This window comes from Wolbachia endosymbiont of Tetranychus urticae, from assembly GCF_046529255.1.
In the GTDB taxonomy this organism is placed as follows: Bacteria; Pseudomonadota; Alphaproteobacteria; order Rickettsiales; family Anaplasmataceae; genus Wolbachia.
Map to the genome: position 1 here is coordinate 365,109 of NZ_CP114181.1, position 26,076 is coordinate 391,184.

19 protein-coding genes, 1 tRNA gene and 7 pseudogenes are annotated in these 26,076 nt (G+C 33.8%); 14 read left to right on the forward strand and 13 right to left on the reverse strand.

Features of this window, described 5'->3' with window-relative positions:
• Nucleotides 1–4: 4 nt before the first annotated feature.
• Nucleotides 5–1,459: an IS4 family transposase gene (locus O1Q06_RS02120; protein WP_410542309.1), complete on the reverse strand. Its 1,455-nt coding sequence runs from the start codon at nt 1,457–1,459 to the stop codon at nt 5–7.
• A 66-nt stretch (nt 1,460–1,525) separates the two neighbouring features.
• Between O1Q06_RS02120 and O1Q06_RS02125 the strand changes: the two are divergent.
• A pseudogene (locus tag O1Q06_RS02125) lies at nt 1,526–1,693 on the forward strand (IS630 family transposase); the annotation flags it as partial.
• Between the two features lie 506 nt (nt 1,694–2,199).
• Nucleotides 2,200–3,067: pseudogene (locus O1Q06_RS02130) on the forward strand (IS982 family transposase).
• A gap of 169 nt (nt 3,068–3,236) precedes the next feature.
• Here the strand turns inward: O1Q06_RS02130 and O1Q06_RS02135 are convergent.
• From O1Q06_RS02135 to O1Q06_RS02145, 3 genes and pseudogenes are all read right to left on the reverse strand, one after another.
• Nucleotides 3,237–3,509 (reverse strand): annotated as a pseudogene (locus O1Q06_RS02135) (exopolysaccharide biosynthesis protein); the annotation flags it as partial.
• A 126-nt stretch (nt 3,510–3,635) separates the two neighbouring features.
• Nucleotides 3,636–3,803, reverse strand: coding sequence for a twin-arginine translocase TatA/TatE family subunit (locus tag O1Q06_RS02140; protein WP_006013840.1), 168 nt, complete (start codon nt 3,801–3,803; stop codon nt 3,636–3,638).
• A gap of 140 nt (nt 3,804–3,943) precedes the next feature.
• Entirely contained in the window at nt 3,944–4,681 is a 738-nt protein-coding gene (locus tag O1Q06_RS02145) for an ABC transporter ATP-binding protein (RefSeq protein ID WP_007302769.1), read from the reverse strand.
• A gap of 151 nt (nt 4,682–4,832) precedes the next feature.
• On the opposite strand from O1Q06_RS02145, the gene O1Q06_RS02150 reads away from it, so the two are divergent.
• Nucleotides 4,833–4,906: transfer RNA gene (locus tag O1Q06_RS02150), tRNA-Arg, on the forward strand.
• Between the two features lie 66 nt (nt 4,907–4,972).
• On the opposite strand, the gene O1Q06_RS02155 is transcribed toward O1Q06_RS02150, so the two are convergent.
• Complete coding sequence (locus O1Q06_RS02155) at nt 4,973–6,226, reverse strand: ankyrin repeat domain-containing protein (protein ID WP_410542890.1); 1,254 nt, start codon at nt 6,224–6,226, stop codon at nt 4,973–4,975.
• A 212-nt stretch (nt 6,227–6,438) separates the two neighbouring features.
• On the opposite strand from O1Q06_RS02155, the gene glpX reads away from it, so the two are divergent.
• Together glpX and O1Q06_RS02165 are read left to right on the forward strand one after the other, a co-directional pair.
• The gene (gene glpX / locus O1Q06_RS02160; protein WP_410543134.1) at nt 6,439–7,362 is read left to right on the forward strand and encodes a class II fructose-bisphosphatase; all 924 of its coding nucleotides are present in this window, start codon (nt 6,439–6,441) and stop codon (nt 7,360–7,362) included.
• A 142-nt stretch (nt 7,363–7,504) separates the two neighbouring features.
• Entirely contained in the window at nt 7,505–8,962 is a 1,458-nt protein-coding gene (locus O1Q06_RS02165; RefSeq protein ID WP_410542891.1) for a hypothetical protein, read from the forward strand.
• A gap of 5 nt (nt 8,963–8,967) precedes the next feature.
• On the opposite strand, the gene ychF is transcribed toward O1Q06_RS02165, so the two are convergent.
• Nucleotides 8,968–10,062: a redox-regulated ATPase YchF gene (gene ychF, locus O1Q06_RS02170; RefSeq protein ID WP_410542892.1), complete on the reverse strand. Its 1,095-nt coding sequence runs from the start codon at nt 10,060–10,062 to the stop codon at nt 8,968–8,970.
• Between the two features lie 118 nt (nt 10,063–10,180).
• Here ychF and O1Q06_RS02175 point away from each other — a divergent pair, with 118 nt between their 5' ends.
• The gene (locus O1Q06_RS02175; RefSeq protein WP_410542893.1) at nt 10,181–11,344 is read left to right on the forward strand and encodes a hypothetical protein; all 1,164 of its coding nucleotides are present in this window, start codon (nt 10,181–10,183) and stop codon (nt 11,342–11,344) included.
• A gap of 129 nt (nt 11,345–11,473) precedes the next feature.
• Nucleotides 11,474–11,992: pseudogene (locus O1Q06_RS02180) on the forward strand (IS6 family transposase); the annotation flags it as partial.
• Here the strand turns inward: O1Q06_RS02180 and O1Q06_RS02185 are convergent.
• Nucleotides 11,970–12,409: pseudogene (locus tag O1Q06_RS02185) on the reverse strand (hypothetical protein). The pseudogenes O1Q06_RS02180 and O1Q06_RS02185 sit on opposite strands and share 23 nt — an antisense overlap.
• 80 nt (nt 12,410–12,489) lie before the next feature.
• Here O1Q06_RS02185 and O1Q06_RS02190 point away from each other — a divergent pair.
• Nucleotides 12,490–12,678 (forward strand): annotated as a pseudogene (locus O1Q06_RS02190) (IS6 family transposase); the annotation flags it as partial.
• A 755-nt stretch (nt 12,679–13,433) separates the two neighbouring features.
• Here O1Q06_RS02190 and O1Q06_RS02195 read toward each other — a convergent pair.
• On the reverse strand, nt 13,434–14,339 hold the full coding sequence (locus O1Q06_RS02195) for a hypothetical protein (RefSeq protein WP_410542894.1): 906 nt from the start codon (nt 14,337–14,339) through the stop codon (nt 13,434–13,436).
• A 92-nt stretch (nt 14,340–14,431) separates the two neighbouring features.
• Nucleotides 14,432–15,289: pseudogene (locus O1Q06_RS02200) on the reverse strand (IS630 family transposase).
• A 24-nt stretch (nt 15,290–15,313) separates the two neighbouring features.
• Between O1Q06_RS02200 and O1Q06_RS02205 the strand changes: the two are divergent.
• Nucleotides 15,314–15,655, forward strand: coding sequence for a transposase (locus tag O1Q06_RS02205; RefSeq protein ID WP_410543135.1), 342 nt, complete (start codon nt 15,314–15,316; stop codon nt 15,653–15,655).
• Between the two features lie 165 nt (nt 15,656–15,820).
• On the opposite strand, the gene O1Q06_RS02210 is transcribed toward O1Q06_RS02205, so the two are convergent.
• Nucleotides 15,821–16,618 (reverse strand): YgfZ/GcvT domain-containing protein, encoded by a 798-nt coding sequence (locus tag O1Q06_RS02210; RefSeq protein ID WP_410542895.1) that lies wholly within the window; start codon nt 16,616–16,618, stop codon nt 15,821–15,823.
• A gap of 113 nt (nt 16,619–16,731) precedes the next feature.
• Here O1Q06_RS02210 and O1Q06_RS02215 point away from each other — a divergent pair, with 113 nt between their 5' ends.
• The 3 genes from O1Q06_RS02215 to O1Q06_RS02225 all read left to right on the forward strand — a co-directional run bounded on the left by O1Q06_RS02215 (nt 16,732) and on the right by O1Q06_RS02225 (nt 19,561).
• Nucleotides 16,732–17,022 (forward strand): co-chaperone GroES, encoded by a 291-nt coding sequence (locus O1Q06_RS02215; protein WP_410542896.1) that lies wholly within the window; start codon nt 16,732–16,734, stop codon nt 17,020–17,022.
• 89 nt (nt 17,023–17,111) lie between these two features.
• Entirely contained in the window at nt 17,112–18,770 is a 1,659-nt protein-coding gene (gene groL / locus O1Q06_RS02220) for a chaperonin GroEL (protein ID WP_410542897.1), read from the forward strand.
• Nucleotides 18,771–19,057: 287 nt separating this feature from the next.
• The gene (locus tag O1Q06_RS02225) at nt 19,058–19,561 is read left to right on the forward strand and encodes a protein-disulfide reductase DsbD domain-containing protein (protein WP_410542898.1); all 504 of its coding nucleotides are present in this window, start codon (nt 19,058–19,060) and stop codon (nt 19,559–19,561) included.
• A 144-nt stretch (nt 19,562–19,705) separates the two neighbouring features.
• Here O1Q06_RS02225 and O1Q06_RS02230 read toward each other — a convergent pair whose 3' ends face one another.
• Complete coding sequence (locus tag O1Q06_RS02230) at nt 19,706–20,593, reverse strand: hypothetical protein (protein WP_410543136.1); 888 nt, start codon at nt 20,591–20,593, stop codon at nt 19,706–19,708.
• A gap of 648 nt (nt 20,594–21,241) precedes the next feature.
• Here O1Q06_RS02230 and O1Q06_RS02235 point away from each other — a divergent pair.
• Both O1Q06_RS02235 and O1Q06_RS02240 read left to right on the forward strand, forming a co-directional pair.
• Nucleotides 21,242–22,579, forward strand: a complete 1,338-nt coding sequence (locus tag O1Q06_RS02235) for an alanine:cation symporter family protein (protein WP_410542899.1) — start codon at nt 21,242–21,244, stop codon at nt 22,577–22,579.
• Nucleotides 22,580–22,959: 380 nt separating this feature from the next.
• A complete protein-coding gene (locus O1Q06_RS02240) occupies nt 22,960–25,194 on the forward strand; it encodes a hypothetical protein (RefSeq protein ID WP_410543137.1) in 2,235 nt (744 codons plus the stop codon).
• Here the strand turns inward: O1Q06_RS02240 and O1Q06_RS02245 are convergent.
• Both O1Q06_RS02245 and infA read right to left on the reverse strand, forming a co-directional pair.
• Nucleotides 25,181–25,771: a Maf family nucleotide pyrophosphatase gene (locus O1Q06_RS02245; protein WP_410542900.1), complete on the reverse strand. Its 591-nt coding sequence runs from the start codon at nt 25,769–25,771 to the stop codon at nt 25,181–25,183. The two genes, O1Q06_RS02240 and O1Q06_RS02245, sit on opposite strands and share 14 nt — an antisense overlap.
• Nucleotides 25,768–26,004, reverse strand: coding sequence for a translation initiation factor IF-1 (gene infA / locus O1Q06_RS02250; RefSeq protein ID WP_410542901.1), 237 nt, complete (start codon nt 26,002–26,004; stop codon nt 25,768–25,770). Before infA ends, O1Q06_RS02245 begins: the two co-directional genes overlap by 4 nt.
• Between the last annotated feature and the right edge of the window lie 72 nt (nt 26,005–26,076).

Sequence of the window (26,076 nt, forward strand, 5' to 3'; positions counted from 1 at the left end):
ACTTTTACCCACAACTTTGAGAGGTCATTATGCGAAGCATAACCATGCTTTCCCTGAGGTTTTCATAACCACGCCATAGAGTCATAGTTCCTGGTAAATTATCACTTTTTCTATTCATAAATCCACCTAATTTTCCTAACCAAATAATAGCTTGTTTTATGTTTGGAGGTTCTTCTGGCAATTTGGCTACTTTATGCTCACGTATGTAAAGGGTTTTCCACTCTTCATTACTTAAAACCTTAGTACAAACCTCCATAGGATTCGATAAAGCGATTTTTGTTAAATATAAAATATTAAATGCAATAATGCTCTTTATAGCGATTAATTTCTCTAATCTTTCTTTTGTAGCTAAACGAGAGCTTTCTACCTTACATCCTGATTTTAAAATCCTAAAATACTCCTCGATTTTCCATCTTAGCTTATACCAATTTATCCTTTCTATAGCATCTAAAGTGCTATTAACTGGTATATTAGTCAGCAAAGTCCAATCAATAGCTTCTACTCTTTCAGGAGGATTTGTTTCTTTGGCACTTACTACATATATAGCGATTTTATCACTTATTTTATGCTCTGTATCTTTCGATCCATAAATGTAAGGAGATCTGATAGGTATATAGCCTTTCATATACCTGACTTCAATGTTAGCTTTTCTTGAGATCTGGTATTTATTTTCAGCAACATTCAAGACAATTTCCTTTTTTACAGGCAGTTGAGTTATACGTGTTTGCAAATCCGTTTTTCCCCCTTCAATACAGATGAATTTCCTATTAGTTCGGTTGCGGATTACATAAAAACTGTCCAATGATTCAACAGTCCATAAAAACTTAAAAATATCTGCTTCCCTATCACCAATAGTAACAAGCTGTACACCTTCTGCGAGGTTATTTAGGGTTTCTTTTAGTGCCGCTATCCACTTATAGCTTTCTTTCTCCTTTATAGCAGTACGGTATTTCCTGTTTGCTTTTTCTTGGGCTGTTTCTTCCCTGATAGAACGTGCCCAACACTGTTGAGAAGATAGCCCTAAAGGTAATCCGTCTTTGTTAACCATTAAGTTACTGTGCAATAACAAACCCTTTTTATATTTTGTATAGGCTTTAGAAATACTACCTAGACCCTTAGTCTTTATATGAGAGTCAAAATCCAAATAACTTGTATCTTGAACTGAAAATACCAGCTCATTTCCTTTTATCCTTTCCATAGTTTCTTTATAATGGGAAGAATAAATTTCCTTAGCTTCAAGCTTCTCATTGCTAAATAATCTGTATGCACCTTTAGCTTCTTTCCATCCTACACAGCTTTGACTAATTGACCCAGACGCCTTATTCTCTATTAAATAGCTTGTTTTAATAAGTCTTGTATTAAGCCTTACATCTCCCAGATTAACATGTCTCAACTCTTTTTCTAGCCATTTATCTCCTAAGCCATCAGCACATTGTACATTTCTATTTACTTCACACATTTTTACCTCATCTTAAGTATATTTTTCTCTATCTTACTTGCTTTTTATACTTGTGGGTAAAAGTGAGAACTCAATCCTGTTGAGAGGTTGTGGCAATATATCAAACACAATACTTTACGCAACAGAGTCTACGATACCATAGGCTTACTTGAAGATGTTCTGTGTAGTTTTATTGTCAGTATTTCCAGTGCTACTATTAAACGAGTTTGTAATGTTTCTTATTTGTTCGATTAGTAATGGAATTTGGTATAAGATATGATGACGGTGCAACTTTTTTTAGTATTTTGTGTTTTTGAACTCAATTTCAGAAAATACGGCTTTAGGTTCAATATTATCGCTGAATCTTACTTTTAACGCTAATTCTGGATTAAAGAGAGAATAGAAAAGTCAGGAGAGTAGGGTAAACTCAACAAATAGAAAAAAAATAGATGAGGTTACCCATGGAAGATATAACAAAACTGTTTTGTCTGGTCGATGATTTTTGCAGAGATATAGAGAAAAATTTTGCAGATAAACTACTGCCAAACGGTAAAAACCCACAAGAGTGACAGAAATTACACATTCGAAAATTATCACAATAATCCTCCTGTATCAGCAATCTCCCTGTGAAAATTTTAAGGCTTTCTACCTGCATTACCTAACATTGCTCTACAAACGCTAATTCTGGATTAAAAAGAGAATAGAAAAGTCAGGAGAGTAGGGTAAACTCAACAAATAGAAAAAAATAGATGAGGTTACCCATGGAAGATATAACAAAACTGTTTTGTCTGGTCGATGATTTTTGCAGAGATATAGAGAAAAATTTTGCAGATAAACTACTGCCAAACGGTAAAAACCCACAAGAGTGCCAGAAATTACACATTCGGAAATTATCACAATAATCCTCCTGTATCAGCAATCTCCCTGTGAAAATTTTAAGGCTTTCTACCTGCATTACCTAACATTGCTCTACAAACAGAGTTTTCGAAGTTGCCTTCATACACTAGGTTTGTTGCTCTAAAGCCCAGGGTTTTGTGGCATTTAGCCATGCTATTACAGTGCCTTTGCGGATGGTCAGAACTTACTGGAATCTCATACATAGATACAACTCCTATTGCAGTTTGCCATGCAAAAAGAATATCAAGAAATAAGGTTTTTGCTGGAATTGCAAAATTAAGCAAGAGTACATATGGCTGGTTTTTCGGCTTTAAACTACATTTGATAATTAACGAGAAAGGTGAAATTCAAGCTTTTACGCTTACAAGAGGTAATGTTGACGATAGAGAGCCTGTAGCAAACCTAACTAAGAAATTAACCGGTCTTTTGTTTGGTGATAAAGGCTATATTAAAAAAGAGCTTTTCCAAGAGTTGTTTAACCGCGGTTTGAAACTTGTTACCAAGGTGAAAAAGGGGATGAAAAACGCATTAATTTCACTACATGAAAAGATTTTGCTGAGAAAAAGGTCGATCATTGAGACGATTTTTGGCTACCTCAAAAATAGACTTGAAATTGAACATACTCGCCATAGATCTCCCGTTAATTTCTTGGTTCACATCTTTTCTACTCTCATTTCCTATTCCTTGAAATCCAAAAAGCCTTCCATTTCCTATACTTTCTTCCTTCCTTAATCCAGAATTAGCGTCAGGATTGTGATTCGATCTTTTTGATCCCCCTACCGTTCGTACTCCATTTTTTAAAGCAAGGAGTGTACTGAGATGCCTACGATTTCTATTAATCAATCCAATTGACAGTATCACTCCTTGCTCATTATAGCCTTGCGGCTTTGATTTAATATACAATCCAAGGAGAATCAAACCCAAATAGAAGCTGCAGTGAAAATAAGATTAAAGGTATAGAAAGAATGGTTGTATAGCCAGGTGGAACAGGTATAGGTACTGATAGCGGTAAAGAGAAGATGATTATTAAAATACCAAAACCGCGCTCATGTAAAGCTGTTTTGATGTCGAACAATGTTACTTTATCACTATCGTTGTTATTGGTATCTGCAACCTCTTTTAGAATATCAGAGGCCAATTTTTTTTCTTCAGTCAATTTCTCACTTTTTTCCACGATTAACCTTTAATAACATTCTAACTAACATAATTATTACTGTACTTCAATCATACCTCTTCAATTCTTTAGCCTTGTTTAAACAAATGACACGCACTTTAGTGCGTGTCACGAAACATAAGGAAGCTAACGATCTGGTTCATTAGATGATAGTTTCTCTGAATCCTTAAGTTCTTGTTTAAGGTTTTTAATGCCTTTGCCTAAATCACCCATAACTTGTGGTAACCTACCTGCACCAAATAGAACTAAGATTATTATTAAGACTAGAAACAGCTGCCATGGACCTAAACTCATTTGTACCTCCGTTGAAAATATTAACTTTTAGGTATTAAAACTTGACTGAAGCCAAGTGATACATAAATTATATCACTTTTATTAAATTATAAATCAAGAGTTTTTAATTATCTTATAATAGTTTTAGCCTAACATTAAGTTTAGTTTAGCTGTAGAGTAAAAGGAAGCTCACTAAAAAATTTTGCTAACGTATCATCTTTAGGTCTGTGGTATATGTAGCTAGGAACTCCTGATTGAATAATTTTACCATTTTTCATCACGTAAATAAAATCTGCAACTTTCAACGCTTCTTGCGGATCATGAGTTACCATGAGTACAGGAATATTTTTGCTTCTAAAAAGTGACAATATATGGTGCCTTATTCGATATTTGAGCAGTATATCTAAATTAGAAAATGGTTCATCGAGCAAAACAACATCAGGATTTTGCGCCATTACTCTTGCTATTGCAACTAATTGTTGCTGTCCTCCTGATAAAGCATGAGGGTACATGTTTTCATATTTTTCTATATTAAATAGCTTTAAGATTTCCAATGCAGTAAGGTATTTTTCTTTTTTAGAAGTACTGCAAATAGCAAAAGTTATATTTTCTATTACTGTTTTATGAGGAAATAATGCAGAATGCTGAAAAATCAATCCGATATTTCTACGCTCTATAGCAATTGACACTTTGTTACTTGCAACTAATTTATCATTTATAACAATGGTTCCAGATTTTGGATTTTCTATTCCTGCGATTAATTTTAGAATTGTTGACTTGCCACAGCCAGAATGACCTAGTAAACAGGCAACACTTCCTTTCTTCACTTGAATGTTGATGTTGCTTAAAGCAAAGCCATCTTGATTACTATAAAAGTAACTAATATTGTTAACTAGCATTAATCTTTCAATTGGAATCGTATTATTAAATATAACAGTATTACATTCAAGAAATACAGAAATATTTTTTATTATTGTGAATTAATTGTACAGGGTGCCTAGAAAAATGCGAGACTTTTTGCTATAATTTTGCATAAATAGCAGAAGACATGGGACTATAGCTCAGTAGGATAGAGCGTTGGATTCCTAATCCGAAGGCCGTGCGTTCGAATCGCACTAGTCCCACTTAATTTTGATAAAGTGGTTTAACAATCAAGAAATTATAATTGGTTTGAAAAGTGATTCTAGGAGCTAGATTGCATGGTTTCTCAAACTTGAATTTACAGGTTCAACCTTATTTTCTCTCATTTCGCTGTAACTTGGAAGTGTAAAATTTTTTACATGTAATCCAGTTACCATTACAACTAAAATAGCTAGGACACTGCAAACTAATGCACCAGCTAAAGATGGAACCGTCACAGCAGCAGCAACAAACAATCCTGCAATAACAACTCCAATAACATCACTCCTTAATGAGGTGTAAAAACTCTCCTTACTTTTTTTGTATTTAGTTTCTTTTTCATGTGGTGGAGAAAATTGAGCCTCTACAAAGCCGTTAGCTTTCTTATCATTATTTGGTGTGACAGTTGGGCCAGTCCTTGTTGATACAGGTGCTTCATTTTTGTTATTATTACCATTAGTACTAACTGGAGGCGCTGTTGCTACAGGTCTATTATCAATGTTCCCATTACTTCTGCAAGGCTTTGCTCTATTTTCTTCTACATTAGTTGTTTCTGATGTAATAAAGTTTAAAAGCACATAAATAATTTCTTCTTGTGTATTATTCATAGCCAAATCTAAAGCTGCTTGTCTGCTTTCATCATTTACATAACCTAAAAATGCTTCAACTTCTTGAACATTACCTTGGATAATAGCAAGACGCAGAGCGTTAAATTTTTCTTCTTCATTAAATTTGCCACTATCCAAAAGTATCTTTATAATATCAGTTTGTTTATTTATTGCAGCTGTACCCAACACAGTTTTGGAAGCAGTATCTTTAAAATCGATTCCGATATTTAAATTTGTGAGTAACTCAACAGTCTTTAAAAATATACTACGATCTTCGGTAATATAAGGTCCTTCTGAACGGACAGCATAATAAAGCAAGGTCCAACCATCTTGGTTTGTTATTTTTATATCTATTTTCTCTTTTTTAAGCTCATTACTAAACTCCTCAGCAGTTATATTAGAATTATTAGTTACAATTTTCCTTATCTTATTGTATGACATAGAAAATTGATCATCTTCATTTTTGTTGCTAAGTTCTGCTCTATCTTCTTCTACATTAGGTGTATTTTGCTCTTCCTTTTCCTTATTTTCATCAGCAGTTACTTGTTCTTGCTCAGGAAGCTTGAATCCATTTTTAAGGAAAAATTCCCTAACACGTAGGTAGTCATTTTCATATGCAAGTTTTAAAAGTAAATCTCCTAATGAATTGTTCCCTTCGCATTTACTTTGCAAATCAATGTCTTTAAATTTAGTCTTTCTTCCTAACCTATTTTGCAAGCTTTCAAGGGTGATTTTATTGTTGTACCTATTATCATTAATTAAAAAGCTATCTGCATCTAGACATAACTCTCTGGTGTCCTCCTTACTGTACAGCATAATTAAACCTACTATTACGATGTTTTATTATATCGATTCCATCAAAATTAGTCAAGTAATCTTGCAGTCTCAAATGGCATGATATATATTGATTTATGATTCTCGAGTAAATGATGGAAGATTTAGCCTATAAGTTAGTGAAAGTAACCGAAGCTGCAGCACTTGCTGCATATAAATTGGCAGGCCTTGGTAATGAAAAAAAGGCCGATCAGGTTGCAGTTGATGCAATGCGTACGGTGCTAAACTCAATGGAAATAAATGGTACAATTGTGATTGGGGAAGGGGAGAGGGACGAAGCACCGATGCTATATATCGGAGAAAAAGTTGGCACAGGAAGTGGCCCTGAGATTGACATCGCTGTTGATCCACTTGAAGGCACTACGATTTGCGCTCATTATAAACAAGGGGCAATGTCTGTTCTTGCTGCAACGAAAAAAGGTAATTTTTTACACGCACCTGATGTTTATATGGAAAAAATAGCGGTGGGAAAAAATCTCCCAGAGGGTGTAGTCTCACTAAAAAATAGGATTGAGAAGAATCTGGATAATTTAGCCAAGGCAAAAGGATGTAAAGCAAGTGATCTTATAGTAACTGTACTTAAACGTGAAAGACATGATGAATTAATAGCAAAAATTAGGAAGCTAGGAGCAAAAGTGAAATTAATAGATGACGGTGATGTTGCAGCCATATTTTCGCTAATAAATGGCAATCACGATATGTATATCGGCACAGGAGGAGCTCCAGAAGGAGTGCTTGCAGCAGCAGCGCTAAGCTCAATCGGTGGGCAGATAGAAGGAAGATTAATATTTGACACGGATCAATTAAAAGAAAGAGCAAAAAATTTGAATATCACTGACCCAGAAAAAATCTACACCGTGAAAGACATGGCAAGAAGTGAATCAGTGTTCATTGCAACTGGAGTAACAAATGGAGAGTTTGTGGATGGAGTAAAGTTTGGCCAAGATATTTGTCTGACTAATTCATTAATAATATTGCCTGGTAAAGTAATAAAAATACAAACAAAATCAATATCTTAAACATTTGTCATATGCTGATTATAAAATTTTTATAGAAGGAAGATACTTATAATCGTCTTAAAAGATGAATTTACATATTAATTTTAGCTTTACAACATTTGGCATTAAGTTATAGTTAAATAGTAATACTAAGAGGTGCTTAATGTTTAGTTCACTAACTAATTTTTTTACTAATACATCTAAAAAGAAAAGTTCTCAATCTGAAGAAAATAATCATTCTTTCTCTAACAGCACAGAAAGTTTATTAGTCCAATCTACTAAAAAAAGTCCTCAACTTGATGATCAAAGTAGAACTGACGCGTCTCCTCAAACAAATCTTCAATTTAGTGAGGATGATGTAAAAAACGTGCTCCAAGACTTCGAAAAATTGGATTTTAAGAACAGTAATGAGTGTTTTAACGAAATAGCAGAAGATTATGGAAGGAGGAAAAAAAGTGACCTTTTTAACTACGTAATATTGAATAAGCGAAAATACATAACAGATATATTAGACCAGAGGCTTGCCCACAAAGATCAAGAAAATTTTAGGAAGAAATTTAGTGAATATCTTCTTAAAATAAATGAGAAAATGAATTATGGGAAAGAATTTCAAAATAAACTTCAATTTTTTGAAGATAGGGTAGAAAAAGTATTATCAGATTTTAGAAAATTGAATTTTGGCCTTAAGGATAATTTGTGTAAAGATGATAAGGATAACGTAAATTATAATAAAGGCTGGCCTGCAGATCCATTTGATAAAATAGCGAATTATTATCGATGGAATAAGAACATTTTCCTTTTTAATTATGTGGTATTAAGTAAGCAAAAAGAAATAATAAGTATATTGAATGAAAAGTCTATTCCTGAAGACAAGCAAAAGAATTTTAAAAAGAGGTTGGGTAGATATCTTCTTCGAGTCGAAGAAGGGATGAGTAACGGACAGGAATTTCTCAAAACTGATAGTGCAGTTGCTTTTTTTGATGGATGTTATGTGCCATGCGCATATGCAAAGCGTTCTCTTAATCATTATGATCATCTTAGTATTAATATTTCTAAGCCTGGGTGTAGCTTAGAAATCAGCCGTCTTTTCACTGACAAAATTGAAGGGATGGAAAGAAATAAAAATGAGGTAAAGATAGTAGAAATACACAGTAACGATAAAAGAATAGTAACGGTTGAGAAGAATGATAATGGAAAAAGAAATTACTATTTTGCAGAAGATGCAACATGCGATATGAAAATTAGGTGGAGTACAGAAGATGAGAAAGGTAATTCTGTTAACTGCTTTATTAGTTTAAATGTAAATCCTAGTGAAATTGAGATTGGTCAGGCAACTATTAATGGTAAAGATGTTGAACTAGACGGAATTTTGAAATTAGCTGAGCAAAGCGAAGATGTGCTTATAGAAGGTAAAGCTTTACATGAATTTTTAGAAGGATATCTGGAGCAAGATGTGCAATCACAGGAAGAGATAATAAAGAGATGTGATGAAACTCCTGGAACTAAAATTGATAATTTGGAGATAGGGCAGTTCTCTTTCTCTCCTTTATCTGAAGAGGAGATAGAGGAAGAAGAGAGAAGAGAATATAAAAATTCACGGGCTGCATCAGGAAGGTGCTAGACTAATTAGACATTAAACCTAAAGTGCATTATATCGCCATCTTGCACGATATAATCTCTGCCTTCGAAGCGAATTTTCCCTGCATCTTTGCAAGCTGATTCGCTTCCATATTTTATATAGTCTTCAAAGCTTATGGTTTCTGCTTTTATAAAGCCCTTTTCAAAATCAGTGTGAATTACACCTGCTGCTTTGTCAGCTGTTGATCCTATCTTTATTGGCCATGCACGTGCTTCTTTGGGTCCCACAGTAAAAAAAGTTATCATACTTAGCACTTCATACATAATACGTGCTACTCCATCAAGTCCTGATTCTTGCAAGCCAAATTCTAATAAAAAATTCTGTTTTTCCTCTTCACTATCAAGATTTGCAATATCTGCTTCAAGTTTCGCTGAAATACAATAAAATTTGCTTTTATTTTCTTCCGCCATTTTTTCCACCCTTTTAGATAGTTCATTACCAGTTATGATATTCGTATCTTCAACATTGCATACATACATAACAGGCTTTGTTGTTAGCAATTGAAGCAACTTCATCTCATCTTCATCGATATTTTCCAAGCTTCTTGCCGGTTTGCCTAATTTTAAAGTAGCTAATACCTCTTGCATTAATTCAAGTTGTCTCTTTAGCTCTTTATCACCTTGCTTTGCTTTCTTTTCCAATTGAGGAAGCCTTTTTTCTATGCTATCAATATCAGCTAGAATTAACTCCATTTCCACTATTTCAGCATCTGATATTGGATCTATTTCACTGTTTACATGGCTGATATCGTCATCCGTAAAGCACCTGAGCAGATGAACAATGGCATCAACTTCTCTGATATGACTCAAAAATTTATTTCCTAGTCCTTCACCCTTGCTCGCACCCTTAACCAAGCCGGCAATATCGACAACTTCCAGTTGATTGTAGATTATTTTCCCTGAGTGAGCAATCGCGGCAATTTGTTTCAAACGCTGATCTCGTATTGGCACTTTGCCAACATTTGGCTCGATTGTGCAAAAAGGATAATTTGCAGCTTCAGCTGCACTTGACTCTGTAAGTGCATTAAATAAAGTTGATTTTCCTATATTTGGTAACCCAACTATACCACAGTTAAAGCTCATATTTGCTATTTAAAGCCTTAATTGTTGCATAATTAAAAAATTTTTGCTATACCTAATTAGTTACTTATTAATAAGTTAGTTGATATAATAACATATAGCTTGAATTAAAGTAGAAATTATGGTTGGGCTTAGAAAACGGAAATTACCAAATGGTTTTGACAGTATTGAAAATGCTAAAGGACGCAAGACTTCAGAGAGTAATGTAGAAAAAGAACCTTCTAATAACCAAGTAGTTAAATATGATACTGCAGGTGATGGCAATTGCTTTTTTCATGCAGTGTTTGGTGATAACAGTTCTGGTACATATAAAGCTGAAAGAGCGCAAGATATGAGAATGGAATGGCACAAATTTTTAAGTCGATTTACGTCTTTGGATGATCCAAGTATGCCAGCTCCTTTAAAGGATCAGCTAGAAAAGGTTTTTAATATGTTTTTTAATAAGCCAGGGGATTTAACTGGCAAGTCTGATAAAATAAAGGGTCTGGTTAAGCAAACAAATAGGAAAATTAAAAATGCTGAAGGTAATGTGAAGAGGTTAGTAAGTAGAGCTGTTAGCAAATTTAATATATCGCATAATCAAGCTGTGCTTAATCTAAGTGAATATGCAGAGGCTCTTGATGGCATTGGTGAGAGTGACTATAATGCCGAATATAACAGTGATTTCATTACACGCTCATTTCTTAATGAATCTAAACTTTACCAAGCTTACCTTAAGGCAATAGAAAGACCAAATTATTTTATTTTCATTGAAGAAGTTCAGGTATTAGCTTCTTTAGCTAATATTGAAATTAATGTCCATTGTGAAGTGGATGGTAGAGAGGAACAACAAAAATTTGAACCAAATCCTGAAATGATAAACAATGATCAACTAAATGAGTTCTTGAATCGTGAGAGTTATAAATTAAATGACGAGTTATGGGGTAGTAAAGAGAGAGAAACAATATATCTTGAAGGAAATCATTACTCTAGAGCTAAGACTAAGGAAATTCAAGAACAAGAAGACTTCCTATTAGCAAAACGGTTTCAGATAGATGAGATTTTAGAATATTGTAATATTCCAAAAAACATTTCTGAGAGAGCAAAAGTTGAGAAGAGATTTGATGAGTTATTGGCAAAAAATGCTGATGGAAAAATTGGTGATATTATAGGGCAGTGCATTAATGATGTACAACAACGTATAAAATGTCTTGAGGAGCCAGTCTTATCAAGAAGGTGCAGTGTGGAAAAAGTACATGTAGAAAAAACATTTTATCAACAACACGTACCACAACCTGTAAAATAAGTCTTCATAGTCTATAATACTTCTATAGGGGGCATTCTATAATAAAAGCCATGCTCATTTTAACGGTTCTGTCGCATTTGTAGGGAAGTAGAAAGAAGAATGATATAATTGTCTAAAAATAAAGCAAAGATGTTTCGTATCAATCAAAAATTATTGCCATCCTTCAAAGGATTTAGCTTTTCAGCGATGTTATCTGTATACATGAAATGTCGATTCTCTTTGAGCTATCGAGATTTGGAAGAAATTATGAGTATAAGGGGAGCAAAAATTGACCATGCTACGTTACAAAGTGGGTTATCACCACTGATAGACTAGGCAGTAAGGAAAAGAAAGAAGCAGGTTGGTAGTAGTTGGAGAGACCTACATTAAATTAAACGGTAAATGGGTTTATTTATATAGAGCACTATTGGTAATACTGTAGACTTCCTCTTGTGTGTTAGTAGAGACAAGTCTGCAGCACTTGCATTCTTTCGTAAAGCCTTCAGGAGTAACTATCTTCCCGAGAAAATTGTCATTGATAAAAGCGGCAGTAATACTGCTGCTCTTGATGATTTGAATGCAGAAATTTCTGAAGATTATAGAATCACAGTTCTTCAAATAAAATATCTTATACCAAATTCCATTACTAATCGAACAAATAAGAAACATTACAAACTCGTTTAATAGTAGCACTGGAAATACTGACAATAAAATTACACAGAACATCTTCAAGTAAGCCTATGGTATCGTAGACTCTGTTGCGTAAAGTATTGTGTTTGATATTTGGATTTCTTTCTACCCATATTTCAATTTGCTCACGTTGATTTTTGTTTAATTTGCTTTTTCTTCGCCGCTGAGAAGGGGAAAATAATTTTTCTACTCTACCAAATTTTAGATGCTTTATCCATTCAGTCAAAGCAGTCCTTGAAATTTTACATATTCTTGCCACAGCGCTTATACTACTTTCTTTTCCTGCTATCACCGCTTGTAACTTTTTGAAACATATGCGTTATTTCTGACCTTTTTTAACATTTCTTTCGCCAAATTTACAACTTTTTCGTCTAACAGTTTTGACCTTAATGCCATTATACCTCTCTATTTTATCTACTCTAGTATCACTTCTTTCCCATTATTGTCTATCTGTTCTTTACATAGTGGGAATTGGTATAAATAATATTGTTGAGAGGTTTATCAAGAAGCGAATAAAGCCTATGCTTAGTTTTAAAAATTTTCATTCCGCAAAGATTACTATTACAGGTATAGAAAATATTCGCATGATTCAGAAAAAACAAATTATCGGAGCTAGTGACAATGTTTCTACTTTTGAGAATTTTGCTATGTTAATGGCTCTATAACTCCTATAATCCCAGCTTTAATGATCTTCTTTTCTATGGTTTATAGATGCGACAGAACCAGATAGGTTGCTGTGTAAAAATTTGGGAAATGTTTTTGTTAGTATTGAAAATTACATAATGTGTATTATGGAAAATATAAGAAACACAAGCTTTCAGCAAGAGAAAATGCAATTTTTGCTCTTCTCAAACAGCATAAAAAAGTGCCTGTTGAACCTTCAGATTAATGCTCAAAAATATTCAATTGATACTTTAAAAGTATTACTTTAATAATACCTAAAGTATCACTTCAAAAGCACTTAAAAATTTTATCTTTTAGGAAAATTTTTCCAAGACTACCCCCTTATTGGCTTTTGTTAGAAAAGTATTAAAATTATAACTAAATATGTAATCTTTTATATGATTGTATTAGCTTGGCTCCCTTAATGGTTGTTTCTTTTTTTTTAAATATTAAAATAAATATAACTTTTTAGAGTTATCCACAGTTCTTTTGCTTTCAATTATATATATTAGTATTTGGAGATCATATTTATTATAGATCTCCAAAGTACTCAGAAATGTAAAATTATATACTCTACTAGGTTATCAACTTAGTTATTAACAATTCTGTGAATAACTTAAACAAGAAAAAGAGGCTTTTGCACGAGTTTATGGTTACACCTATTATCAGATCTAGGTACCCTGAATAGGATTAAGGGTACCTAACGAAGTAAAAAATTTGGAGAAAAAGGAAGAAGAAACTTCTTCGCTCTACTTAATTAAACTGATATACCTGTCGCTGTATTAGTTTCTTGTTTTACAGTGTCAAACCCTTTTGTCGTATAAACGGTACCTATACAACTCTTAGGCTTTAAAACATCGTACGTAATAGCACCAATCGTAGCTCCAACTAATAATGCAGCGACTAAAGCTATACCAATTATAGTCGGCAATGCCGTTAATGCGGCACCAGTACCAAAATACAATCCTAACCCAACTGCCAATGTAGTTATAGCACCACCAATAGCACCAAATTTCATTCCTTTCTTAGCTGCATTTTTCCTTAACTCACGGTTATCTCCAAAATCTAGTGTCCTTTCCATTCCCCTTAACGTTATTGTATTGAGCTCTTGTTCCAATTCGATTATCCTGATTTCTTCTAGAAAATTTTTATATTTACTTTTCTCTTGATCATCTTCCAGTTTCCCCATCTCTCTTTCTAAAGCACCTTTAATCATATTACGATCTGAATCTTCAGGTAAAGCTTTCCAAAACTCTTTTAATCCAAATTTGTCTTTGATTAAATCTAAAAATTCAGTTATATTAACTGAAGATTTCACAATAATATCAACCATTCTATAATCTTCGCGAATACCATTATCCGATTCTACAAAGCCAAGATCGATACTTAAAAATTCTTTTAATATATTTCTCTTTTTAACCATATCGAAAACGGCTGATTCGCAAATTTTATTCTTACCAAGAAGATCGAATAAAAGGCTAACTCTTGTATAAGAAGAATCTTCGTCTCCTTTTTCGCCTCTATATAATTTAAAAACAGCAAAAAGATCTTCTGTTTTAGCTTCTTCAAGTATTTGAACTATATCCTTAGTTCCGGTTCCTTTTATTACAAGCTCTAGATCATTGCATAAAGTTTTTTGTTCTTCTGTTATAGCACTTCTCATAATAGTCCAAAAAAGGTAAGATATGGATTTATAGTAGTGATGGTAAGCATGCCAGCAGCATATATAGCCCTTCCCATAATAGTCCAAAAAAATCATAAGAAGGAAGAATCGACAGCATGACGAAAAGATGTGAATAGAGGAATGTTTTTCCTAATTCTGTTTTTTATAGCAAACCAATTATGCTCAATTTTGTTAAAATCTGGAGAATAAGGAGGTAGATATAAAATTTCTGCACCAACTCCTTTAGCAAGTTCAGTAATCTTATTAGACTTATGAAAAGTAGCATTATCAAGGATAACAGTTTGTCCAGGTTTCAAAATCGGTGTCAGAAACTGCTCAAACCATTTATTAAAGATATCCATATTGCAGTGGCCTTCAAAGGTTAACGGAGCAATTATTTTTCTTCCACTTAAGGCTGCAACCATGCTGATTCGCTGAGTTTTCTTGCCAGATTTTAGGGCATAAAACCGCTGTCCTTTCTGACAATATCCATAAGGGTAGTCTTCACTGCTATCAATGCCAGACTCATCTATATACACTAATTCTTTAAGTTCTTTTGTCGCTATAACCTTTGCAAATTGAGATCGCTTTTCCTCATTTCTTTCTTTGTATCCATAGGTCTTTTTTTCTTGTGAATCCTATATTTTAAGTGCTCGATGAATTGTTTGTCTACTAATATTGCCCCAAAGCCTAGCCATCTCTGACTGAGTTTTGCCACCTTGCTCATTTGCAAATTCGGCAAATGCATTCCAGTCGGTAATTTTATGGTTATAGCCCATGCTTCCAGGCTTTTTTGACTGAAAATCTCACGTTTTCTCACGTCTTTTCTTCCACTCATATAAAGTTGTTTTTCCGATCTTAAATCTCTTGGCAACAGTTTCTCCACTCTCTCCTTCATCCAACGCTTCCATTACCCTTTTCCTTAAGTCATAACTATATGCTACTGGCATCCTTACCTTCACTACTATAAATCTATATCTTACCTTTTTTGGACTATTATGAGAAGTGCTATAGTTGCTCCATTAACCTTTGAAGGCCACTGTAATATGGATGTTTTTAATGGATGGTTTGAGCAATTTTTGACACCAATCTTGGAACCTGGACAAACTGTCATTCTTGACAATGCTACTTTTCATAAGTCTGATAAGATTATCGAGCTTGCTAAAGGAGTTGGTGCAGAAATTTTGTATCTGCCTCCATATTCTCCAGATTTCAACAAAATTGAGCATTATTGGTTTGCTATAAAAAACAGAGCCAGGAAAAACATTCCTCTATTCGAATCCTTTCGTCGTGCTGTTGATTCTGCCTTCCTATGACCTGTTCGGACTATTATGAGAAATGCTATAACGCCATATCAAACTCTCCTACTAAAAATAATAATATACTTTAGTTATGATATATTTAAATAATAAAGTCAATAATTTAACTAAATATCACAAACACTTAAACAAGAAAAAGGGGCTTTTACTCGAATAGATATTTTATAACGTCTTAATGCTAACTCCACTGACATATAAATTTGCGTGGCTTTTTCCAGTATCAAGCAATGCAAGTCCAATATTGTCGACACTAGAGCGTAGTTCTCCTACTTCTTCATTATGTTCACTGATTACTTTAGTGCCAATATTTGGAAGTACATTTTTTCCCTCAACAAGGTAAAGTTTCCTTCTGAATCTTTCTTGTCTGCTCATTCGATTTACAACTTCCTGACCTATATAGCACCCTTTATTAAAGCTTATACCATTTATCTTATCGATTAAATATTGCAGCGGAAATGATGAATTTTGCACCATATCTTTTGCTCCATCTGGGACAAGGTTTTTAATTCTAACTTTTTCATACTGAATAAAATCTCCAACCGGTTCTTTTATTTCATCTTTATGTATGATCCTCATTCCTAGCAGCTTGTGCCTTGGATCTTGAAAAATAACTTGTGACTTACTACTACACTTCGCCAACTTAGCATCAAACAAAACTCCAACCTTATATACTGAACTGATGTCTTTAATCCTCACTCTAAGGTAAGTTTTGAGCAAGTCTAATTTTTCAATTATTTGCTGTAGATGGGTATTTTCACACTCCAAATAAATATATTTATCATGCTCAATGAGGAAAAAATCGTACAGATATTTTCCCTGAGGGTTGAGTAATAAAGAGTAAATTGCCTGCTGGCTACTTAGTTTATTAATATCATTTGTTATAACACCCTGAAGAAAATCTCTCGTATCTGGTCCGTATAAAGATATTAGACTACGGTTTGCTAGCGGTATATAACCCATAAAACTTCTGTTCAAACCTTAAATTATACACTTTTACTAACTCCAACCCTTGAAATGTAACCTTTAGATGACTACATAGAATTGTAGGTTAATCTATTAATGAGGAAACATAAATGTCAAGTGTAAATTTGAATGTATTAGATGATAACGTGCTAATAAAGCCTATTACTGAAGAAAAACAAGGTGGAATTGTACTACCATCAAGTGCTGAAAAGAAGCCTACTAAAGGTGAAGTTATAGCAATTGGTGGTGGTTCACGCAACTCAAGCGGAGAGCGTATACCTTTAACTGTAAAAACTGGTGATAAGGTTTTCTACAGGCAGTGGGCTGGCACAGAAGTAGAGCATGATAATGAAAAGTATGTCGTGATGAAGGAGTCAGACCTACTTGCTGTTATCAAGTAGGTATCCCTATTTTACTAAACTAATACGCTATATAGTGCATTATGTATTTTAATATTCTAAATTTTTTATTAATTTAAGGAGTGATAAAAATGGCTAACATAATAGTATCAGGCGAACAGTTGCAAGAAGCCTTTCGTGAAGTTGCAGCAATGGTTGACTCAACGGTGGGAGCAACTGCAGGGCCTAGGGGAAATACAATAGGAATTAGCAAGCCATATGGTGGACCAGAGGTCACAAAGGATGGCTATAAGGTAATGAAAGGTATAAAGCCTGAAAAACCATTACACTCTGCGATAGTAAGCACCATTGCTCAAAGTGCTTCTCAGTGTAATGACAAAGTTGGTGATGGTACCACAACATGCTCAATACTGACTAGCAATATGATAATGGAAGCTTCAAAGTCAATTGCAGCTGGAAATGATCGTATTTGTATCAAAAATGGAATACAGAAGGCAAAGGATGTGATATTAAAGGAAATTACATCAATGTCTCGCACAATTTCTTTGGAGAAAATGGATGAAGTTGCACAAGTTGCAATAATTTCTGCAAATGGTGATAAAGATATTGGTAATAGCATTGCTGATGCTGTTAAAAAGGTTGGAAAAGAAGGCGTCATCACTGTTGAAGAGAGTAAGGGTTCAAAAGAATTAGAGGTTGAACTTACAACTGGTATGCAGTTTGACCGTGGTTATCTCTCTCCATACTTTGTTACAAATAATGAAAAGATGAGCGTGGAGCTTGATGATCCATATTTGCTGATTACAGAAAAAAAACTTAATATTATTCAACCTTTACTTCCTATTCTTGAGGCTATTTTTAAGTCTGGCAAACCTCTGTTTATCATTGCAGAAGATGTTGAAGGTGAAGCATTAAGCACTTTAGTGATCAACAAATTACGTGGTCTAAAAGTTGCTGCAGTAAAAGCTCCAGGTTTTGGTGATAGGAGAAAGGAGATGCTCGAAGATATAGCAGCTTTAACAGGTGCTAAGTATGTCATAAAAGATGAGCTTGGAATCAAGATGGAAGATTTGACTCTTGAAGATCTTGGTACTGCTAAAAATGTTAAAATCACTAAAGACAATACCACAATTGTTAGTGAAGACAGCGACTGTGACAAACAAAACAGAGTAAATGCTAGAATTAACCAGATTAAATCTCAGATTGAAACTTCAACCTCTGATTATGACAAAGAAAAGCTAAGAGAGCGTTTAGCAAAATTATCAGGCGGCGTTGCTGTACTCAAAGTTGGTGGAGCAACTGAAGTAGAGGTAAAAGAACGTAGAGATAGAGTAGAAGATGCACTTCATGCAACAAGAGCTGCAATTGAAGAAGGGATAGTTCCAGGTGGAGGAGTTGCACTTCTTTACGCTGCATCTGCTCTTGATAAGCTAAAAGCTTCAAGCGATGAAGAGCAAATAGGTATCAACATTGTCAAAAAAGTTCTCAGTGCTCCAATCAAAAGATTGGTTAAAAATGCTGGTCTTGAATCTGCTGTTATAATTGACTATTTGATTAAGCAGAATGATAAAGAGCTTATATACAACGTTGAGGCTATGAACTACGCTAATGCATCAACAGCTGGTGTAATTGATCCGGCAAAAGTAGTTCGTATTGCTTTTGAGACGGCAGTGTCTGTAGCAAGCGCACTTATTACTACTGAATCTATGATAGTTGATCTACCAAACAAAGAAGAAAATGCTTCATCACCTATGGGTGCAGGAGCAATGGGCGGAATGGGTGGATTCTAAGTAAACAAGAGCCTTGGAGCAACTTGCTCCAAGGTATCTTTCTAGTTCTAAAAAGTCTTACATTTATAAAGGAAATAAGTTTGTGATTTTCTATGCAAAGCCACTACTATTTATATTTGTTACGTCTCTTTAATATTATAACTGCTTAAAAATAAAAAAATAATATATGAAAGTTATAATTGCTAGTATATTACTATTAATATAATATTATATTAACAAATGATTTATATAATATTTTTATTGTAATAGATAGAACTTAAATTATTTTCTTCATAAATAGAGTATTTATGAAAATACGTATATACTCAATCCTACTTTTACTTTTTTCTTGCACTCAATTGTGCGCTGAAGAAGAAGTTGCAAAATTTGATCTGCTCATTGGTAAGGTAAATAAAGCAAACCTTACCATTGAAGGCGCAATAAAGGTTACAATAAAACCAGGTTGGCATATATATTACAAAGACCCTGGAGATTTCGGCCTTCCTACTTCCTTTGACTGTCAGGGTAACATATCAAATATAGATATTCATTGGCCTACTCCCAAGGAACATGAAGATAAAGTTGGGGAAGTTACATTTGTTAGTAACATATATGAAGATATGGTGTTATTTCCCCTTAAAACTAATATCATTTCAAATAAAGAATACGTTGATATTAACTTTCATATAAAGTACGCAATATGTAAAGATAGGTGTATCCCTAAAAATGCCGAGATAAAAACCAGTCAACCACTAAAGGATTTTATAGATTCTGATATCAATAAACTCATAAATGAGTGGTATGAAAAATAGAGCTCCCAGCGAGCAAGTGATAGTTATACGATAGCTTAAAAATGTTATTCCTGTCCCTGAATTTTCCAATAAAGATCTTTCCAAAAATTTCGATCATTAAGCCTTTTGGGGCCCAAAAAGCTTCATTTCAATTAATAACGAAAACTATAACTGCGAAAGAGCTGCTTGCTTAACTCCTGTAGTAATTTGTATGCTTTCCACACTTGTTGAAGGATAAAATCCTCTTATTGTTTCAGAGCCTTCTCGCCTTAAATATGACAATGCTTCATATAAAGGCTTCGCTTCATATTGTCTCCCTACTTTTACTTCTTTATATGCAGCTACTTGCTCCCAAGTAACACCATTGCTTTTAATAAACTCTACAGAACCATTATCACTAATGCTAATTTTCATTTCACACTCTTCTCCTTTATCATACCAATTTAAAGTCATATAATATGAGCCGTTAGCTACTTCATAAATTCTTGTTCCATTCTCATCAACTCTGCAGCGTATTCCTCTTGTTTCACACTTGCTTTGACTAGGCAGTAATAATGTAATTCCATCTACACCATATTTTCTGCATATATCACTATTTAAAACATCAACCACATTTATTGATTTTGTAGGATCGCCAAGCATAATTCTGAGTGCAGGCTTAATCTTACCTTTCTTTCTACTTTCTTTAATTCCTATATATTCTAAAGTATTGTCTTTTATACTTTCCTTTACATCTTTTGCAATTTTCTGAGCAATTGCACCTACGACATTTTTGCTATCGTACTTATTGGCATGTTTATATTCATACCTGCCATTAACCTCATATCTATACTTTTCCTGCCCTTCTTCATTGGGAAGTACAGTAGAAAAGTGTTTAAACCACTTTTCATCATCATCAATACTAACTTCTTCGTTCTTATCTTCAGTATCCATAGATACTTTACTATCTGGGCTCAGATTTTTAAAAAAATTATCTTTTAAGCGCAAATAAAAACGATTACTTTTATCAAAATAATCCTGATTATTAACTGCTTTTGGATTATCTACCACCATATTACCTCCACACATTAGCTATATAGAGGTATATATCAGTGTTGACCTTCTAGGTCAACACTAAACAATAACGAAAACTACAGTTGTTTCTTTTCACCTGCTAAAGATTGTGCTTGTGCTCCATCTACACTTGTTGAAGGTTGCTTCTCAATATGTGTGATTTAGATATTCTCGTGCTTCATCACTATATTTAATGCTCTTGTAGCTTAAACTTCTTATCAACACCTTGCCTAAATGAAAATATTCCTCTTTCTTGGAAAAATCTTGGAAAAATTTGTTATATTTACCTTGGTTACTGACTCTCATTTTTTATGATATATTTATCCTTAAGCGGTTAAATGGCTATTTTATAATGAATTTTGTCAGTAATCGCTAGTTTTTCTCCTGCTATGCAACAAAGCCCTCTGGCATCCAGATTAGACACTAAGTTGATAAGTATAAAAGCAGCTAACCTTATGTAAAAACACAATATTCCAGTGTTAAGCACTGGAATGACATTGTATGAACATTGTACCATATTACAATCAGTTGTGATTGGTATGACAAGATTAAGAGGTGCTAGAATAATGAAACCGAAGTCATACATAGAAAATAGGTTGGGTATTTTCAACTTTTGCTATATACTCAAGTAAAATCTCTCTTTTACAGATGGATACAGTAAAGTTTGTTTTCTTACTGCCAACAATACTACTCATACTAGTTGCTGGTGTTTACCTATCGGTTAAACTAAAATGGTTACAGGTGTTTAGACTACCGTATGCCGTTTCACTTATTGGAGCTAAAAGAGGAGAAAATAAATTTTCTTCTATAGCCGCCCTGTTTACAATCTTAGGAGGAAATTTAGGAGTAGGAAACGTTTCAGGCACTGCTGTTGCTCTAAAAACCGGAGGACCAGGATCCATTTTATGGATGGTAATAATTATTGTTGTTACTTCTGTGATAAAATATGTTACTTGTTACCTAAGTATAAAAACCAGAAAAGAAAAAAATGGACGATTTATAGGTGGACCTGTAGCCTACATGACTGATGCATTTAATTCTAGAAAAGCTACAGTTGTGTTTCTAGTTATTATGATGATGGTTTCAATAACAGTTGGTAACCTTGTTCAGGTAAATTCTCTATCAATACCACTCAGCATGGTAGATATACCTGTAGTCATTGGCGCCATTGTAATGGCCATAATATTTTTTGTTGTTGCAGCTCTCAGCTTAAAAAAAATTAAAATTTTTATATCGGCTATGATACCGATAATGACGGTAAGTTACCTCACACTTTGCGGTATCATATTATTTAAGTTTAGTGAAAATATTCTTCCTTCTCTAAAACTAATAACAAGCAATTTTTTTACAACTAGTAGCTTTAACTCTGGCTTATCTTTAGGTTTAATTTTAGAAATGTTGACTATTATTCAAGTAGGAACCCTGCGAGGTATTTTTGCAACAGATATAGGACTTGGCCTCGAAGGAATTGTACACTCCTCGATTACTCCTAAAAAAAATAACAATAAATTTATCATTGAACAGAGTCTAATCACAATAATATCTCCTTTTATAGTTGCACTCATAGTGTTCATTACAGCAATGGTACTGCTTGTCACAGATTCTTGGATTACTGATTTAGAGAGCACTAACATGTGCATTTTTGCTTTTAGAAAAGCTATGAATTGGCCCTATACTGACTATTTAATTATGGCTATAATGTTTTGTTTTGCCTTTACTACTATCTTCACTTGGTTTTTTTGTTCAAAACAAACAATACGCTATGTATCTATGGATAATAAATACACTAAAATCTGGACTGTAGTTTTTACCTTAATCATTCCATTTGGTGCAATCGGTGGAGTTAAGTTACTCTGGGATATCGCTGATATTTCAATTGCTGCTTTGCTACTCATAAACATACTTGCTATACTCAAGCTCACTTCTCAAGATCCAGAAGTATTTACTATGAGTAGCAAATACTTGAAGTTGCAAAAACAGAGCTAAAGCAATATTTTAAGTTGTCATCCCAGTCTGGAATCCAGCCTTTCATGAACTTCATCAAAAATTTTATGTTTTAACATAATACTTTTATGCTCACTAACTGAGTGCTACTGGATCCCAGTATCAGCTACTCAAATGACATACTTTTTGGTGAAAATTACTCTTATATTACAACGTTTGTAGTTATGAATTTGACTATAGGATCAAGTCTAGAAAAATCTAGATTCCAGACTAGGATGACAACTTAAATTGCTTGATGTGAACATAAAATAGCTCATGTCATCACGTTAGCAATACAACTTCTTTAATAAAAACTAAATCAATTCCCGTAATAATTGTACTAGCTAAGGCTAAAAGGCAGAGGGTTATTAGTGAGGGAAAATATGAATACTCAAAGCACACAACAATATCATGAATTCATTCGAGGATTTTTTACTTTATTCGATGAAATAAAAAAGGAAGACGACCCAATTTATAATTCCAGAGTTGGTTTTAATGCAGTAAAGTTTCTAATAAAGCACCCCATCTGGAATTTGGAGACAGATGAAGACAAAAATAAAGCTTATGAAGTTATTCTTCCAGAGCAGAACAAGATAAAGAAAGCTAAACAAAAGCTTGAAAGTGAAGTTAAAGCAAGGTTAAAAGAGTATGTTGATGATATCGCAGGAGTTTCAATATATGGCGATCACGCAAGTATTACACTGGGAGATGACAAAAAAGAGTTTAAAATCAGCGAGTTTTTAAATAGTGACCTTTGTCAGAAGAAAGGAATTTTGGGATTTTCAACGCTGCATAGTGATGGAAAGAGCGGAATGCACGGTTTTGTTGCCGAAGAAGGAGAGAAAAGAATAAGGCATTATGTTGTAACCGATGGTTCATATGAAATGACTTTGAATTGGCATGACAAAAATGGAAAAAAATGTACTATCAAAATCAAGATTGATAAAGATGGTGTAGATCTCACTGAACGTAATGGTGTTACTGAGGAACAATTAAAAGCAAACACAGATGTAAAAATAGGTGGCTTATTCCTATATCAAATACAATTCAAGGAGAAAGGACAAGAACAAGAGAATCAACAATCATCTGAAACTTTCATAGAAAATGATATTAGTAAAGGTGTTGGCGTTCAAGCTACTCAAGATCAAGAAGTTGAGTTTAAGCATGCAACGACTAGCACTACAAATTCTAATAACGCATCTGCTAAAAAGATTCCACCGTCACTGCCAACTAGAACTAGTTCATTACCTAATAATCAGCAAAAAGGTGAGTATCAGCCAATACGGATTAATAGTGGAAATAACTACAATTCTCCATATTCTGATCATTCAAACAGTACTGCTTTCACCAAATCTGTAAGCCAAAATCAAAACGATAGGCAATCTACATTTACTACGTTTGGATATACTGCATCTGGAAGCCGAAGATCAGATGAAAGTAAGCAAATATCTAATAATCGGCAAAAAGGTGCAATTTTTGATCCTACAACTACTGAAAGCGCTGCAGCAGCACAAGACGTTGCATTCAAAAAAGTTAAAGGTGCATTTAAGTATGAAAGCGCTAAAGAATCAAGCAATACTGGAAATAAGCAACCACTAAATGGTGTAGCTTCGATTCTTGCATGGAAAGCAGAAAATGAGTTATTACGTAGTGAAAGTGAGTATGGTGAAGAATTTTCTTACTTCGAAGATGGTTGGAGCGATAACGAAGATGAGTATATAACGCTTTCAAAGCCTCAATCAGATTATAAACGAGAAAAAGATTATCTTAGCACTAAGGAAAACGAAGAAAGAGGAAACGATAAACAAAAAGAAACCGAACAAGAAAATGAATCGCTAGAATACAGCTCAACAGACATAAAAACAAACGATTCGGGCTATTCATCTCCAACTCACTCTAATCATGAAAAATCTCGAGTAAATTCCGGACAGTTAAAAGCGAGCCTAATGAATGTTGAACAAAGAGATGATACCCTACTTACGGAATTTACCAGTAAGTTGGATAAAGAAACTCAGAAGTTCCCACTAAAACCGGTGGATCAGAAAGAAATGAGCGAACAAATCAAAGAACATTTATTAGCAACTGGATTGCTAAAAGACAATGCAGCGGAGAAAGAAATAAACGACTCAGGTTACTCATCTCCAACTTACACTAGTAACTATAATTTTCAGGTCAATTCTGAGCAATTAGAGAAGAAATTAGAAACCATTGAACCAAAAGATACAGTGGAAAAATTGAATAAAGGATTGAGAGAACCTTCACACCAGGCTACTAAAGATTTATTCTCAGAAAGTATGTTGAAAGAAATAAAAGAAGGTAAAAAATATGACCCTGTACGTAAGTTATTAGAAAGAAAAGTGGCAGAACAAGAAGCAGAACAAGAAAATGATAATACTAATCTGATTATAGACAAAAATAGCGAACTATATAAATTGCTAGAAAAAGATGCAGCACAACTGAAAGCTGGAATAGTAGAAGAGGAAAGAAAAGATACTTTAACAGAACGCAATGATAGTCCTGATCGCAATAGAATTGCATTAGCAAATAGAAATAGAATCTGGGCTAAACTTATTGCTGAAGAAAAACAAAAAAAGGACAATGGTATTAGTATAGGTTAAAGTAATTACTTAGCAAGCAATGGGTTTCATGTAATGGTAACCCTATTACAGAAGAGTATGAGCCACGTAAAAATAATACAAACATTCCTGCAAGACCTTGTATGTTGCACCCCCCTGCCCTGTTTTTCCACTCTTCTGATGCTAAATAATATTTAATCTCTTGTTCGCTGAGACGCTTAAATTTCACTATTGTAACTACAGTCCTAATATGCTGTTTAGATTGATCAGGAATTAATAAACACACACTGGTGTATACTCTATGCCTTCTTCCTGATAACAAGCGAACGCATTTTTCTGCTTGTTCAACGTTTTCAGCTTTGAGCAATATCCTTCTACCACAAGCAACAACTGTATCCACACCAAGCACAAAGTAATTTGGATTTGCACTTTGTATTTTCTCGGCTTTACTTTTTGCCATACGGATTGAGTAATCTTTTGGCAGCTCTTTCTTCAAAGGCGATTCATCTATATCTGCTGGCAAAACCAAACCTGGCTTAATATTTATTTGTTTGAGTAAGGCTACTCGCCTTTCTGATGATGAAGCAAGAATAAGATTATCTAGAGATTGTTCTATCACTTTAGCCTTTTTATTATCCTACCCTTTCTTGCATTCCTATCATAAATACTCATCTCAACTAACACTCTATCGCCTATAATAATACGTATTTTACTTCTTCTCACTCTTCCTGATACATGACAGATAATCTCATGTTCATTGTCCAGCTTCACTCTAAATTCTGCTGCAGGTAGTAAAGCAGTTACTGCCCCTTCCACTTCAAAAAGTGTTTTTGATTTGTCTTCTTTTATCATTGTCGTATTATAATTTAATAATCTTTTTCAGTCTACTATAGATTTTAAATTATTATCAATACAAGAGATTTT

Bases quoted from the DNA above. Each gene is read 5' to 3' on its own strand.
- O1Q06_RS02230 (WP_410543136.1), bottom strand. From the start codon at position 20,593: ATGGTGGTAGATAATCCAAAAGCAGTTAATAATCAGGATTATTTTGAT.
- O1Q06_RS02215 (WP_410542896.1), top strand. From the start codon at position 16,732: ATGTCAAGTGTAAATTTGAATGTATTAGATGATAACGTGCTAATAAAG.
- O1Q06_RS02165 (WP_410542891.1), top strand. From the start codon at position 7,505: ATGTTTAGTTCACTAACTAATTTTTTTACTAATACATCTAAAAAGAAA.
- groL (WP_410542897.1), top strand. From the start codon at position 17,112: ATGGCTAACATAATAGTATCAGGCGAACAGTTGCAAGAAGCCTTTCGT.
- O1Q06_RS02225 (WP_410542898.1), top strand. From the start codon at position 19,058: ATGAAAATACGTATATACTCAATCCTACTTTTACTTTTTTCTTGCACT.
- infA (WP_410542901.1), bottom strand. From the start codon at position 26,004: ATGATAAAAGAAGACAAATCAAAAACACTTTTTGAAGTGGAAGGGGCA.
- O1Q06_RS02120 (WP_410542309.1), bottom strand. From the start codon at position 1,459: ATGTGTGAAGTAAATAGAAATGTACAATGTGCTGATGGCTTAGGAGAT.
- O1Q06_RS02175 (WP_410542893.1), top strand. From the start codon at position 10,181: ATGGTTGGGCTTAGAAAACGGAAATTACCAAATGGTTTTGACAGTATT.
- O1Q06_RS02140 (WP_006013840.1), bottom strand. From the start codon at position 3,803: ATGAGTTTAGGTCCATGGCAGCTGTTTCTAGTCTTAATAATAATCTTA.
- O1Q06_RS02235 (WP_410542899.1), top strand. From the start codon at position 21,242: ATGGATACAGTAAAGTTTGTTTTCTTACTGCCAACAATACTACTCATA.
- O1Q06_RS02240 (WP_410543137.1), top strand. From the start codon at position 22,960: ATGAATACTCAAAGCACACAACAATATCATGAATTCATTCGAGGATTT.
- ychF (WP_410542892.1), bottom strand. From the start codon at position 10,062: ATGAGCTTTAACTGTGGTATAGTTGGGTTACCAAATATAGGAAAATCA.
- O1Q06_RS02145 (WP_007302769.1), bottom strand. From the start codon at position 4,681: ATGCTAGTTAACAATATTAGTTACTTTTATAGTAATCAAGATGGCTTT.
- O1Q06_RS02195 (WP_410542894.1), bottom strand. From the start codon at position 14,339: ATGAGAAGTGCTATAACAGAAGAACAAAAAACTTTATGCAATGATCTA.
- O1Q06_RS02210 (WP_410542895.1), bottom strand. From the start codon at position 16,618: ATGGGTTATATACCGCTAGCAAACCGTAGTCTAATATCTTTATACGGA.
- glpX (WP_410543134.1), top strand. From the start codon at position 6,439: ATGGAAGATTTAGCCTATAAGTTAGTGAAAGTAACCGAAGCTGCAGCA.